15 protein-coding genes are annotated in these 13,278 nt (G+C 58.9%); 4 read left to right on the top strand and 11 right to left on the bottom strand.

Features of this window, described 5'->3' with window-relative positions; all coding sequences use genetic code 11:
* Positions 1–124: 124 nt before the first annotated feature.
* From CU102_RS21650 to CU102_RS21630, 5 genes are all read right to left on the bottom strand, one after another.
* Positions 125–628, bottom strand: a complete 504-nt coding sequence (locus CU102_RS21650; protein ID WP_106713165.1) for a YciE/YciF ferroxidase family protein — start codon at positions 626–628, stop codon at positions 125–127.
* A 130-nt stretch (positions 629–758) separates the two neighbouring features.
* On the bottom strand, positions 759–1,634 hold the full coding sequence (locus tag CU102_RS21645) for an SMP-30/gluconolactonase/LRE family protein (RefSeq protein WP_106713164.1): 876 nt from the start codon (positions 1,632–1,634) through the stop codon (positions 759–761).
* A gap of 1 nt (position 1,635) precedes the next feature.
* Positions 1,636–2,277, bottom strand: coding sequence for a 2-dehydro-3-deoxy-6-phosphogalactonate aldolase (locus tag CU102_RS21640; protein ID WP_106713163.1), 642 nt, complete (start codon positions 2,275–2,277; stop codon positions 1,636–1,638).
* Positions 2,274–3,203 carry a 2-dehydro-3-deoxygalactonokinase gene (locus tag CU102_RS21635; protein WP_106713162.1) on the bottom strand — a complete coding sequence of 310 codons (930 nt, stop codon included), beginning with the start codon at positions 3,201–3,203 and terminating at the stop codon, positions 2,274–2,276. The genes CU102_RS21640 and CU102_RS21635 overlap by 4 nt, the downstream gene beginning before the upstream one ends.
* Positions 3,200–3,967, bottom strand: coding sequence for an SDR family NAD(P)-dependent oxidoreductase (locus CU102_RS21630; RefSeq protein WP_106713161.1), 768 nt, complete (start codon positions 3,965–3,967; stop codon positions 3,200–3,202). Before CU102_RS21630 ends, CU102_RS21635 begins: the two co-directional genes overlap by 4 nt.
* 308 nt (positions 3,968–4,275) lie before the next feature.
* Here CU102_RS21630 and CU102_RS21625 point away from each other — a divergent pair, with 308 nt between their 5' ends.
* A complete protein-coding gene (locus CU102_RS21625; RefSeq protein ID WP_106713183.1) occupies positions 4,276–5,079 on the top strand; it encodes an IclR family transcriptional regulator in 804 nt (267 codons plus the stop codon).
* Between the two features lie 195 nt (positions 5,080–5,274).
* On the opposite strand, the gene CU102_RS21620 is transcribed toward CU102_RS21625, so the two are convergent.
* The 5 genes from CU102_RS21620 to CU102_RS21600 form a co-directional block, all read right to left on the bottom strand.
* Positions 5,275–5,901: a nucleoside/nucleotide kinase family protein gene (locus CU102_RS21620; RefSeq protein WP_106713160.1), complete on the bottom strand. Its 627-nt coding sequence runs from the start codon at positions 5,899–5,901 to the stop codon at positions 5,275–5,277.
* 316 nt (positions 5,902–6,217) lie between these two features.
* Positions 6,218–6,907 carry a D-lyxose/D-mannose family sugar isomerase gene (locus tag CU102_RS21615; protein WP_106713159.1) on the bottom strand — a complete coding sequence of 230 codons (690 nt, stop codon included), beginning with the start codon at positions 6,905–6,907 and terminating at the stop codon, positions 6,218–6,220.
* 119 nt (positions 6,908–7,026) lie between these two features.
* The gene (locus CU102_RS21610; RefSeq protein ID WP_106713158.1) at positions 7,027–7,794 is read right to left on the bottom strand and encodes an ATP-binding cassette domain-containing protein; all 768 of its coding nucleotides are present in this window, start codon (positions 7,792–7,794) and stop codon (positions 7,027–7,029) included.
* Complete coding sequence (locus CU102_RS21605; RefSeq protein ID WP_106713157.1) at positions 7,794–8,873, bottom strand: ABC transporter permease; 1,080 nt, start codon at positions 8,871–8,873, stop codon at positions 7,794–7,796. Before CU102_RS21605 ends, CU102_RS21610 begins: the two co-directional genes overlap by 1 nt.
* A 240-nt stretch (positions 8,874–9,113) precedes the next feature.
* Positions 9,114–10,148 carry a sugar ABC transporter substrate-binding protein gene (locus CU102_RS21600; RefSeq protein WP_245425464.1) on the bottom strand — a complete coding sequence of 345 codons (1,035 nt, stop codon included), beginning with the start codon at positions 10,146–10,148 and terminating at the stop codon, positions 9,114–9,116.
* Between the two features lie 252 nt (positions 10,149–10,400).
* Here CU102_RS21600 and CU102_RS21595 point away from each other — a divergent pair, with 252 nt between their 5' ends.
* Genes CU102_RS21595 through CU102_RS21585 form a run of 3 tightly spaced genes read left to right on the top strand, consistent with a single transcriptional unit; the run spans position 10,401 to position 12,976 of the window.
* Positions 10,401–11,597 carry an ROK family transcriptional regulator gene (locus CU102_RS21595; protein WP_106713156.1) on the top strand — a complete coding sequence of 399 codons (1,197 nt, stop codon included), beginning with the start codon at positions 10,401–10,403 and terminating at the stop codon, positions 11,595–11,597.
* Positions 11,598–12,041 carry an RbsD/FucU family protein gene (locus tag CU102_RS21590; RefSeq protein ID WP_106713155.1) on the top strand — a complete coding sequence of 148 codons (444 nt, stop codon included), beginning with the start codon at positions 11,598–11,600 and terminating at the stop codon, positions 12,039–12,041. It begins immediately after the preceding gene.
* A complete protein-coding gene (locus CU102_RS21585; protein ID WP_106713154.1) occupies positions 12,038–12,976 on the top strand; it encodes a carbohydrate kinase family protein in 939 nt (312 codons plus the stop codon). Before CU102_RS21590 ends, CU102_RS21585 begins: the two co-directional genes overlap by 4 nt.
* 140 nt (positions 12,977–13,116) lie before the next feature.
* Here the strand turns inward: CU102_RS21585 and CU102_RS30500 are convergent, their stop codons facing one another.
* Entirely contained in the window at positions 13,117–13,239 is a 123-nt protein-coding gene (locus CU102_RS30500) for a hypothetical protein (protein WP_245425463.1), read from the bottom strand.
* Between the last annotated feature and the right edge of the window lie 39 nt (positions 13,240–13,278).

Below are 13,278 nucleotides of genomic sequence, written 5' to 3'. Positions count from 1 at the left end.
CTCACGAAGATCATTGGAATAGGGTCGCGTCATGGATGCTGGCCTCCAATCCCAGCATCCATGATGAATCACATATCAACTGATTTGGGAATCCCGGTGCGATTCCGACAAGCAATGATCCGCTCTAGGCAGCTGCAGCGTTCACGCGGCTCTCCGCCATGGCAGTCAGTGCCATGTCGGTCTGCATTTCTTCCTCAAGGTTTTGCTGGAGCAGAGCGGCGCAATCATTGCGGCCAAGCTGTTTCGCCCAAGCCACAAGCGTGCCGTAGCGGGTGATCTCGTAATGCTCGACAGCTTGTCCGGCGGCTATCAGTGCGGCATCCAGCACCTGATCGTCATCGACCTCGCCAGCCACCTCGTCCGCCTCTTCTAGAATGCCGTCTATAGCAGGGCAGTTCACGCCGCTCACATCAACACCGTGCAGCTTGAATACCTGCTCCAGCCGTTCAATCTGCATTTCCGTTTCCTGCAGGTGGCGCTCAAAGCCGTCTTTCAACTCCTGATCGGATGCTTTGTCGATCATCTCCGGCAATGTCTTCACGATCTGGTTTTCGGCATAATAGATGTCACGCAATGTGTGGACGAAGAGATCGTCCATCGTCTTGATATCCTTGGAAAAGAAGCCCATGTCATCCTCCTGTTGACAGACGCAGACAACCGTTCGGCAGCCGGACGGCCTCCGCTAAAAGCGATTATCAGGTTGGTTACAGGGGCAATAACGGGGTCCCGGAAGAATGGTTCCTCGGGCTCCGGTAAAACTAAAGCCTTACCGGAGGATCGAAGCGGCCTTTACCGGCAAGCTCGATCAGGAAGGTCTTGCCTGCGTCGGGATCCGACTGATGTACGGCCTCAGTCATGTGATGATAGGCCGTCGTCACGATCAGATTGCCGCTGTCCTCGCTCACAAACGCCGGGCAAGAGGGCTGCAGCACGGGCATCGCGATCGAACGGATACGCTTTCCTGATGGAGCATAGACATCGATGCTCGATCGTCCCCAACATGCATTCCACAAATTGCCGTCGCCATCGACGACCGAGCCGTCGACGCCGCCCTTTTCTTTATGCTGATAGAACAGTGCCGGTTCCCCGGTCGGCAAGCCCGTCTCCGGATCAGTATCCACGCGCCAGATGATGTTTTTGCCGGTATCCGCGAAATAGGCGATGCGCCCCTCCGGCGAAAAGCTGATCGAATTGGAAATCGATATGTCACTGAAAAGTTTGCGTAATTCGCCTTGTCGATACCAATAGATCGAGCCGGCGCCTTTCTCTGATTTCTTTCCCATTGTGCCAATCCAGAAAGCGCCGGCAGGATGGACGCGCGCGTCATTGGAACGCGTCAACGGATTGTCGGCTTCAATCGGCTGACGCAGTGTCGTATGACCCGTCTGGCGATCGCGGACGAACAGTCCGGTCTCTGTCGCGATCAGCTGCCTGCCTTCATCAATGACAGCGAGTGCGCTTGCCATTTGTCCAAGCGATTGAATTTGGACATCGCCCCCAGCCAGGGGTTTCTCGAACAGGCGGCCGGTGACGATGTCGAACCACCAAACGGTCTTGGTCAATGGATCATAACCCGGTCCCTCTCCAAGCTCGCATGCCACATCACAAAAAACGCTGATCTTCGGCTTATCCATGTCAGACCCCGGCAAAAATGCGATCATAGGCTTCGACTGTCACCTTCGCCCGCTCGCGGACAAAGGACGATGACGCACCGACTTTGTAAAGACTGGAGCCAAGGCCGAAGGTCCGAACGCCGACCTTGGCATAAGCAGCAAAGCTACTTTCGTCGACGCCGCCGACGGCGCCGATCACCGTGCCCTTTGGCAAAATGGCGCTGATCGCCTTGATGCCATCGGCGCCGAGAACGCTGGCCGGGAAGAATTTCAGGCCGGATGCCCCGGCCTTCAAAGCGGCGAGTGCTTCGGTTGGCGTGAAGACGCCGGGCATACTGACCATACCCGATCCGGCCGCCGCGGCCAGTACATTGGCATCGACATTGGGGCTGATCATCAGGCGTCCGCCAGCCGCGTCAAGGCGCACAACATCGGCAGGGTCAAGCACGGTACCTGCTCCGATCAGCACATGTGGAGGCAGATTTTTCACAAGTAATTCAATGGATTGGAATGGATCCGGGGAGTTGAGTGGAACCTCGATGACATCGATGCCTGCGCTCACCAGCTCTTCGCCGATGGCGAGAACCTCATCCGGTTTGACACCGCGCAGGATGGCGATCAGGTCGCGCTTGAGTGTTGGCCATGGGGCAGAAGAAGGGTTCATGCGGGACGTTCCTGTGTAATTGGCCAGGTGTGTGATGCGGCGACAAACAGACCCTTGCGCACCGCTTCATCGGCGTCAACGCGATCGAATTCGAGACCGGCATGGGCCAGCGCCTTGCCGTAGAGTGCGGCCATGGCGCCGGATGCGACGAGCGTAACCCGCCCCTCGTTCTTTGCCCTCGCCCCGGCGACTTCCGCACCGATAAGCAGACCGGACAAGCGGGCGGCTGCGCCTTCAGGCGAAAGGTCCTCGAGCAGCATGGCTGCGCGGATGCCGAAAAGTTCGCCCAGCATCCGCTCGCCCGACAACATCAGGTCAAGCGCCGCGGCGAATTGCGGATGGTCAGGCGAGGCGGAGGCTGCGGTGTCGCCAATGGAATGGCGCAAGATCGATTGCGAGGCGAGCAATGCGTAAAGCTCGCCTGTCAGATAAGTGGCAAAGTGCTTCGCCCTGCCATTTTCAAGCGTGACCCATTTCGAATGGGTGCCAGGCATCGCTATGATTCCATTGGATAAATTCCGGCTCAGGATGGCGCCGAGCAATTGCGTTTCCTCGCCGCGCATGACGTTCGGCGAGCCGCCCGATTGCGACAGGCCCGGGATGATCCGCACGTCGCGATTAATGCCAGGGATGCGCACGGCACCCGAAAGGATCGCCGACAGATCGGCCGGTACCGGCACGTAATTAGCCTCGACCCAGCCCTGCCGCGAACCAGCCATGCCGCAGACGATAACCGGGAGATTGCCGGGGGCGCCAAGCTCGGCAAGATGGCTCTCCAATGTCGCGGCAAAGCCACGAACGCGGGATGCATCCAGCCCGTCATCCGAGCGCTTTTCCGCCACAGCCTCGCCTCGAGCATCGACCAACCAAAGGCGAAAACGGCTTGTTCCCCAATCACTTAGGCCATAGGCCGGCCTCGATGTCACAGGTAGCCTCCATCGACGATCAACGTCTGGGCACTGAGCATGCGCGAGGCATCGGAGGCGAGGAACAGGCAGGGGCCGACCATGTCGCCTGGCTGCATTTCCTCACGCAGAACCTGCTTGTTGAGATGGGCTTTCAGGCCCTCTTCCGTGACCCAATGCGTCTTCTGGCGCTCGGTCATGACCCAGCCTGGCGCGATGGCATTGACGCGGATCTTCTCCGGTCCAAGCCTCCCGGCTAAACCCTTGGTAAGACCGATGATTCCGGCCTTTGCCGCCGTATAGGACGGCATGTTCCCCTGGTTGATCATGTAGGAAGTCGAGGTGAAATTGATGATCGAGCCGCCGCCCGACTGGCGCATACCCGGCACGACGGCCTGTGCCGCGAAGAACTGCGGCCGCAGATTGATCGACTGGTTCTTGTCCCAGTATTCGACCGTCACGTCATCGATATCATGCCGGTCATCCCAGGCTGCATTGTTGACGAGGACGGTAATCAAGCCATTGTTATCAATGGCTTTTGCGATTGCGTTGCGCAGATGTTCAACGTCGGTGATGTCGGCTTTCAGATAGAGCGGAGCATTGCCGTATTCCTTGTCCAGGCGTTCGACGAGCGCCTGCGACGGCGCATCGGCAATGTCGATGAAGGCGACGCGGCTTCCCTGGCGGACAAAGCCTTCGGTCAAGGCAGCGCCGATGCCCGAGCCGCCCCCGGTGATGAGGACGGATCGGTCTTTCAGGTCCGGAAAAATGGCGGATGGCATCATGATCGTGATCTCGCAGGCTAGAAGCAAGTTCCAACATGTGGAACTGTGTTTGACTATGCTGAATTGTCATTCTATGATGGCGAAAGTCAAGATGTGACGCCTTTTTACATCTGCACACAACCAAAAATCTCGCGAGGGTTGATAGACTTGCACCGGAATCGAACTTTTTTTGGTGAGATTTGCCGATTCTTGTACGGTTTTGGTGCAGGTTCGTACGGAACTCTGACCGGATTGGCGATGCGCCGGTTGGGTTTTGCGGGATCGGGATGGTCTGGCATGTTCCGGACGATGTCAGAGCGATCGGGATCATGAAAAAACCCGTACCCGGTGGTACGCAACGCGCGACCGACGACGCAGGAACCGGCACGCTTGGCAAGGCGATCTCCGTACTCGACATCGTCGCCGAATCACCGGAACCGCTGCGCTTCACCGATGTGTTGCGACTTTCCGATCAGCCGCGCGGCACACTGCACCGGCAGATCTCCAACCTGATCGAGGAAGGGCTGCTCACGGTCAACCGCGATCAGTCCTACGCACTTGGTCTCAGACTGCTGCAGTTTGCTTCGAAGGCCTGGGCCGGCAACCAGTTCCGCACGATCGCCGAGCCCCACATCCGCAAGTTGCACGAAGCAACGGGCGAGACAGTGCATCTGGGTGTCCTACGCGGAACCGAGGTCGTCTACCTTGACAAGATCGAAAGCCGGCAAAGTATCCGGCTGGTTTCGCAGATCGGTAATACCGCACCGGCCTGGTGCACCGGAGTCGGCAAGGCTGCGCTCTCGGCCCTTCCCGATGAGGAGTTGCGGGAGCGGGTTGGGAAGATCAGGTTCATACGGTTTACGCCGAATACCCTTGGCGATGCAGGCAGCCTGCTGGATGAGATCGAGCAGATCCGCAAGGCCGGCAATGCCTATGACCGCGAGGAACACGAGACGGGAATAACCTGCGTCGCTGCGCCGGTCCATGCCGGGCAGCTCATCGCCGGCGTGTCGGTGACCGGGCCGGCCTACCGCGTTACCGCTGATGTTCTCCAATCCTGGGCGGGCATCACCCGTGACGCAGCTGCCGCGATCATGCGGGACATGGAGACGCGAATGGCGCCGCGCGGGTGACAAGAAGACAAGCAGGGCGAAACAGTGCGAAACTCGAAACGTGTTATTGGTGCGGGAGCGCATTTGCTGCAAAAGCAAGGCGCGTGGTTCGACAGCTCATCATGAGGGAGCTGACAGCATGACGATTGGCTCACCGCAGTTCACAACTTTCTGAGCTGGGCGAAGGGCGAATCACGCATCACAACGATGCGACACTCAGTTCTGCACCGTGTAGTCCGCTGCTCTCGACTCCTCCAGCACCAGTTCGGCATTGGGCATGTCATTGGACAAGGCGCGTGCCTGCGCTGAGCCGACGTTATAGCCGTGGGTGAGCCAGCGGTGCACCAGACGGTTTTCGAGTTCGAGTCGGTCGACGTCGAGGAAGATCGTCACGTCGAAGAGCGGTGCCAGCCGGTTCCATGGCGGCTGGTCAAGCAACAGGTAGTTGCCCTCGACGAGCAGAATGCGCTGGTCGGCCTTGACGATGCCGGCCCCTGCCCTCGCCAGATCGAGCTTGCGATCGAACAGCGGAATGACGACGTCCTCGCGCGTCTCCCGCAGCCGCCTCAACAGTACCTCGAAACCGGCACAATCGAAGGTCGGCGGTGAGCCTTTGCGCTTGCGCAGGTCCATCGCGTCAAGAATGGCATTGTCGAGATGAAACCCGTCCATCGGCACGACAACCGCCGCCGCCTCGTCCTGCATGTTGATGGCAGCACAAAGCGAGGCGGCAGCGGTGGATTTGCCGGCTCCTGGGGGACCGGCAATCGCAACGATCAGCCGCGGGATCCCTGCCGCCCGGGCAAGTATCTCCGGAACCAGATCTTCAAGTTTGATCAGCATGGTTGTGCGCTCTTTGCGATATTACACAGCGTGACGGAGATCGACACCGTTGGTTGTATCTCCCCCTCCTGCTGCAGGACAATCGGATTTGAAAGATTGCATGTGCATGTGCGTGGTTCGCCAAGCTCACCACGAGGGATATATGTGCTTTGCAAGAAGCCGAGAATTGCAACGTTGGCGACAATCTTTGCAGCCCAACAAACTCCCTCGTGGATGGGGCACAATGGATTTTTCCAGCGAGTGTACTCCTTCAGATCCGATAGCGCCCAGACGGGGGATCAGATGGGTCCGGCCCGATGGCATTGCGTTGCGGACGTTACGCCAGCCATTTGTCGTAGTCGGAGACGAGCAGATGCAGTGGCGCCTCGTCCTCGTCGATGGAAGAGAAACGGCCGATCGGTTCTCGGAAGATATTGTCGGTGAGATCGTCATTGACAGTAGAGACTTCGCCAATCAGCACGTCGCCACCCTCACCCCAGAATGCGTGCCAGTTACCAGGCAGAAGCGTGACGCTCTCGCCGGGCTGCAGCTTCAGGAGACCGCCCGCCTTCTGGCGCACGATGCGCCCGTCCGTGGCGACCTCGACATCGGTCTTTTCATCGACGCTGCCGTCCGGATTGGAGTTGAAGAGTTCGAGTACCAGCGTGCCGCCGCCGCGGTTGATGATATCCTCCGCCTTGACGATATGACGGTGCATCGGCGACAGCTGCTTCTCGCGCGAGATCATGATCTTCTCGGCATAAAGCATGCCGCCGCCCTTTTTCAGATCTTCCTGATTGCCGTTGCGGGTGGTGAAGAGGAAGAGGCCAAGTTCATCGAATTTGCCCTGGCCGTAATCGGTGATATCCCAGCCGAGGCGCGCCTGCAGGATGGCCCTGGAATCGGTCGCGGTGCGGGCCTTCAATTCTTCCGGTGACCAATAGGCGAACGGCGGCATGACATAACCGAACGAGCGGATGAACTTGTCACTCTCGCGGATGATCTCATTGACTTCAGAACGCTTCATTTCTCAATATTTTCCCTTATGCAACAGGGCATCTCCAGTTAATCAGATTAGGAGATGCCGATACTTGTTTGACGCAATTTCCGGACGGAAAACCGCTCCGCACTTTTCCTGGAATTGCTCTAGGCCGGCGGCTCCTTGGCGCCGGTCATGAAGGCGACGGCATCTGACATCGTATACTCCGTCGGATTGATGACGGTAAGACGTTTTCCGAGACGGTGGATGTGGATTCGGTCGGCCACCTCGAAAACGTGGGGCATATTGTGCGAGATGAGCACAATCGGCAATCCGCGTTTCTTGACGTCCTGGATAAGTTCGAGGACGCGGCGGGATTCCTTGACGCCGAGCGCCGCTGTCGGCTCGTCCATGATCACCACCCTGGAGCCGAAGGCGGCGGCACGCGCCACTGCCACGCCCTGGCGCTGACCGCCGGACAGTGTCTCCACTGCCTGGCTGATGTTCTGGATGGTCATCAGGCCAAGCTCGGTGAGCTTGTCCCGCGCCTTCTTTTCCATCGCCTTGCGGTCGAGCATCCGGAACCAACTGCCCAGGACGCCCGGCTTGCGGATTTCACGGCCGAGAAACATGTTGTCGGCAATCGACAGCGCCGGTGAAAGCGCCAAGTTCTGGTAGACGGTCTCGATGCCGGCGTCGCGCGCCTCCATAGGCGAGCGAAAATGGATCGGCTTGCCCTCCAGCGTCATCTCACCTTCATCGGGATGGATGGCGCCGGAGATCGCCTTGATGAGAGATGATTTTCCGGCACCGTTGTCTCCGATCACTGCCAGCACTTCGCCCGGATAGAGGTCGAAATCCGCGTGATCGAGTGCCGTGACGCGGCCGTAGCGCTTGACCAGTCCGCGTGCGGTAAGGATGGGTTGTCTTGACATCAGCCTGCTACCTTTCTGATCCACTGGTCGATGGCTACAGCCAGGATAATCAATACACCGATGATGAGGTACGTCCATTGAACGTCGGTGCCATACATGCGCATGCCGAAGGAGAAGACGCCGACGATCAATGCGCCGAAGAGCATACCCATGATCGAGCCGCGTCCACCAAAGAGTGACATGCCGCCGATCACCACAGCGGTGATGGATTCGATATTGGCGAACTGGCCGATCTGCGGGGAAACCGAGCCGTTGCGTCCGATCGAAACCCAGCCCGCCAGCGCACAGATCAGACCGGCGAGCACGTAGACTGCGATGAGAACGCGCTTGGTCCTGACGCCGGAGAGCTTTGCCGCCTCCGGATCATCGCCGATGGCGTAGACATGGCGGCCCCAGGCGGTGTGGTTGAGCACGTACCAGAGGATGGCAATCAGCAAGATCATGATGAAGACGCCATAGGTGAAGGTGGCGCCCCCTATGGGTACCTTCTCGCCAAAGAATTGCAGGAGCTTGGCGTTGGCCTCGATATCCTGGGCGCGGATCGTCTCGTTCGCCGAATAGATATAGGTCGTCGCGAGATAGATCTGCCAGGTGCCGAGCGTGACGATGAAGGGTGGCAGCTTGATATAGGCGATGAGGACGCCGTTGATGAAGCCGCATAGCGCGCCAAGCGCGATCCCGCACAGGATCGACAGCTCGACCGGCAAGCCGTAGCGGAAAGTGAACTGGCCCATGATGACCGATGTCAGCACCATGATCGCGCCGACCGAGAGGTCGATACCTGCGGTCAGCACGACCAGGGTTTGCGCAGCACCGACAATGCCGACGATCGCCACCTGCTGCAGGATGAGCGACAGTGCAAATGGGGTGAAGAAGCGGGATCCGACGATGACCGCAAAGATGATCAGCGACATCACCAGAACAATCAGCGGGACGGATGCCGGACTGGAATGAAGGAAATGCCGTATCTTTTCGAGAGGGCTTTTCTCGTGGGTATCGAAACTGGCGACCGCGGTCGCGCTCTGTGACAGCACGCGCTCGAACTCTTGCGCCGGCTGCGGTGTTTTGGTGTCGGTCATGGGCTGGCCTCCCCGAAATTACTGACAAGTGGCAATCTTATACGCCGTTCGACATAACCGAGAAAGGCTCGCGCCCCTCTGTCCTTCCGGACATCTCCCCCACGTGGGGGAGATCGATTTGCGTTAATAGTTTCGTTCAAATTCCAACATTGAAAATTGGCCCAAACGCGTTTGCAAGCTGGTCTCCCCCATTGTGGGGGGAGATGCTTGGCAAGTCTGAGGGGATGAACCCAACAGGCATTAGCCCCAGCACTTGCTCGCGCCGGTCTTGACATCGATCGACTCGAGGCCCTGGACCGGCTTGTCGGTGACAAGGGAAACGCCCGTGTCGAAGAAGTCCTTGCCTTCGGTCGGCTTCGGCTTTTCGCCGCTATCGGCGAACTTCTTGATTGCCTCGATGCCGAGCGATGCCATCAGCAGCGGATACTGCTGCGACGTTGCGCCGATCACCCCGGCCTCGACGTTCTTGACGCCTGGGCAACCGCCATCGACCGACACAATGAGAACATCCTTTTCCTTGCCGAATGCCTTCAGCGCTTCGTAGGCACCGGCAGCAGCAGGCTCGTTGATCGTGTGAACGACATTGATGCCGGAATCCTTCTGCAGAAGGTTTTCCATTGCCTTGCGGCCGCCTTCTTCGTTGCCGTTCGTTACGTCATGGCCAACAATGCGCGGGTCCTTTTCGTCACCGATCTTGTTGATATCGACGACATCGATGCCGAAACCTTTCATGAAGCCCTGGTCGCGCAGAACGTCAACGGTCGGCTGCGATGGGGTCAGGTCAAGGAATGCGATCTTGGCGTCCTTTGCCTTTTCACCGAGTGTCCCGGCGGCCCATTTGCCGATCAGCTCGCCGGCGAGGAGGTTGTCCGTGGCGAAGGTGGCATCGGCTGCGTCGGCCGGATCAAGCGGCGTATCGAGGGCGATGACGAGGAGGCCCGCATCGCGTGCCTGCTTGACCGAGGAAACGATGCCCGCCGTATCTGATGCGGTGAGGAGGATACCCTTGGCGCCATCGGCAATGCAGGTCTCGATGGCTGCCACCTGGCTTTCACTGTCGCCGTCGATCTTGCCGGCATAGGTCTTGAGATCAACGCCGAGTTCCTTCGACTTAGCGAGGGCGCCCTCTTTCATCTTGACGAAGAACGGGTTGGTATCGGTCTTGGTGATCAGGCATGCGCCCACGCCGGCAGCCTGTGCCGGAGCGGCAAAGGCAGCGATGGCCACAGCGGCGGCGCTAAAGATAGTCGATTTCAGATAAATGCTTCTACGCATGTCACTTCCTCCCAAAAAATCGCGCGCAACTGCGCGACGGGCCGACGGCAGTCGAACCCTGGTTCCACGTTAAACATCTCGGACAGTTATCCTCCCGGCCAAGTGTTGAACCATAGCAAATACCACTCGGCGCGACCTGTCAACATTAATAAATCACTCTGATTTAATATTGACAGGATTGCCCGACATCGCCATTGTCGGCGCATTATTGGAGGAGTCCCATTGGGCATTCGACTATCGGAGCGTACAGGTATGGGAGGAGCCAGACCGTCGCTTCATCACGGCACAAACCAGAGCGGTATGCGCGATCATAACGAGCGTGTGGTGCTGTCGCTTTTGCGTCAGCATGGCGGTCTCGCCAAGACGGCGATCGCCCGCATGACCGGGCTTTCGGCGCAGACGAGCTCGATCATCATGCGCATGCTGGAGGCAGATGAACTCCTGTTACGGGAGGAGCCGTTGCGCGGCCGTATCGGACAGCCACTCATCCCGATGTCGCTCAATCCGGAAGGCGCATTCTTCCTTGGACTGAAGATTGGGCGCCGCAGCGCAGATCTGGTGCTGATTGATTTCGTCGGACAAATCCGTTCCATGCTGCATATGCCTTATGACTATCCGGCACCGGAGCCGATCTTCCGTTTCGTGGCGGAAGGCACAGCTGAAATGATGGCGGGGCTGACCGAAAAACAGCGCGAGAGGATTGCCGGGATCGGCATTGCCGCGCCATTCGAACTGTGGAAGTGGGCCGATACGGTCGGCGCACCGCAGGAGATCATGGACCAATGGCGGAACTGCGATATCCGCGAGCGCGTCGCGGCGCTCTGCCCGTTTCCGGTCTATCTGCAGAACGACATGACCGCCGCCTGCGGTGCAGAGCTGGTGTTCGGCCAGACCAAGGACGTCAATGATTTCGTCTATTTCTACATCGGCTCCTTCATTGGTGGCGGCATTGTCATCAATGGCAGTCTCTACGCCGGACGCAGCGGCAATGCCGGCGCGCTTGGCTCAATGCCTGTGCCCGGCGCGGACGGAAGCGCGCGCCAGTTGATCGATGTCGCCTCGATTACGGCGCTTGAAAAAGTGGTCACCGATCTGGGGCGCGATCCCTCGCCGCTTTGGGCTTCGCCCGAGGATTGGGGCGCCATGGGAGACGAACTCGATGCATGGATCGACCAGGCAGGCAAGGGCATTGCCCAGGCTGTGATTGCGGCTTCCTCCGTGGTGGATTTCGAGGCAGCCATCATCGATGGCTGGCTACCGGTGAGCGTCCGCGCCCGCATCGTCGAGTCTGTCCGCAGGAATGTTGAGACGTTCGATCTGGAGGGCATCGAATTGCCGGTCATTCTCGAAGGGACGGTCGGCATTCATGCGCGGTCGCTTGGCGCCGCCAGCCTGCCGCTCTCCGACCGCTTCCTGCTTGGACAGAAGATATTCAGGAAAGGGAATTAAGTGCTCCTTGGAATTCCGCCCATGCTGGGGCCGGAACTGCTGGCCACCTTGCGTGCCATGGGTCATGGCGACGAGATTGCATTGGTCGACGGCAACTACCCGGCGCTGGAACATGCAAGGCGGCTGATCCGCGCCGACGGACTGCCACTCATCCCGCTGCTCGACGCGATTTTGCAGGTTCTGCCTGTCGATGATTTCGTGCCGGAGGCCCTATTCCGCGCGTCAGTGAAGGGCAACCCTGCGCTTGCCGACCCGGTGCATGAGGAAATGGAAGCGGTCTGCACCCGCCGTGTGCCGGGCTTCGCCCTGGTTGCACTCGGCGGCGATGCGCTTTATGCGCGTGTGAGAAACGCCCATACCATTGTTGCGACAAGCGAGCCGCGGCTCTATGCGAATATTATCATCCGCAAGGGTGTCATTTATCCAGGAAAGATTGATCAATGATTTTGTGTTGTGGTGAAGCCCTGATCGACATGTTGCAGCGCAAAAGCGATGCCGGAGAACCTGCCTTCGCGCCCTATGTCGGCGGCGCTGTTTTCAATACGGCAATTGCGCTTGGACGGCTCGGCGTTGCAACCGAATTCTTCTCCGGGATTTCCTCGGACTTCTTCGGCCAGATGCTGCTGGACAGTCTGGCTGCCAATCATGTCGGCACCGCTTACGCGCATATTTCGCCACAACCGACCACGCTCGCCTTTGTGCGCCTGACAGACGGGCAGGCGAGCTACATGTTCTATGACGAGAACAGCGCAGGGCGTTCGTTGGCCATCGAACACCTGCCGGAACTCGACGACAATGTCACCGCGCTGCAGTTCGGTGCGATCAGCCTGATCCCGGAACCGTGCGGCTCGACCTATGAGGCGCTAATGGCGCGCGAACACGAAAAGCGCGTGATCATCCTCGATCCAAATATCCGTCCGGGGTTCATCCCCGACAAGGAGATGCACCTTGCCCGCATGCGCCGCATGATCGCCATGACCGACATCGTCAAGATTTCCGACGAGGACATGCGCTGGTTCGGTGAGAGCGGTACGCTGGACGAGATTGCCCGGCGCTGGATCGTCCCGGCGGGCCGCCAGGGGCCAAAACTCATCCTCGTCACCCATGGCGCGGACGGCGTTACCGGCTATACCGCCGATCTGACGGTGCAAGTCGCGGCACAGAAGGTGCCTGTCGTGGATACAGTCGGGGCTGGCGATACGTTCACGGCGGGTGTGCTTGCCTCGCTGGAGGAAGCGAAGCTTCTGTCGAAATCCGCGCTCAACGCCTTGTCCGAGGCACAGATCCGCGAGGCACTCCTCCTCGGCGTCAGGGCCGCTGCCGTAACGGTATCTCGGGCGGGCGCCAACCCGCCCTGGCGGGAGGAGCTTGCAATCTGACTGTCCACACCGAACGCGCGGTCTGATCAAACAAATATGGACGTGGTGTGAGACGCGCTGCAAGGGCAATCGCGTCCTCTTCACCATCGACGATGGAAATCACAGCTTGCGTCCACGAAGATCATTCATTGCCCGAGAGATCATCGAAGAATGCTTTGTCTGCTTCCACACCGGTCTGGGGGGTACCTTCGATACTCTTCGAACACCTTCGCCAGTCTTTCATGTAACGGCGCTTCCTGCCGAGCACGTTCATATTCATGCACAACAGCTTCGCGGATGGCCTCGGTGAGAGTGGTATTCTT

It is taken from the genome of Phyllobacterium brassicacearum, assembly GCF_003010955.1.
GTDB lineage: Bacteria > Pseudomonadota > Alphaproteobacteria > Rhizobiales > Rhizobiaceae > Phyllobacterium > Phyllobacterium brassicacearum.
The sequence above is the reverse complement of the archived record's forward strand: the minus strand, read 5'-3'. Positions and strand labels throughout refer to the sequence as shown.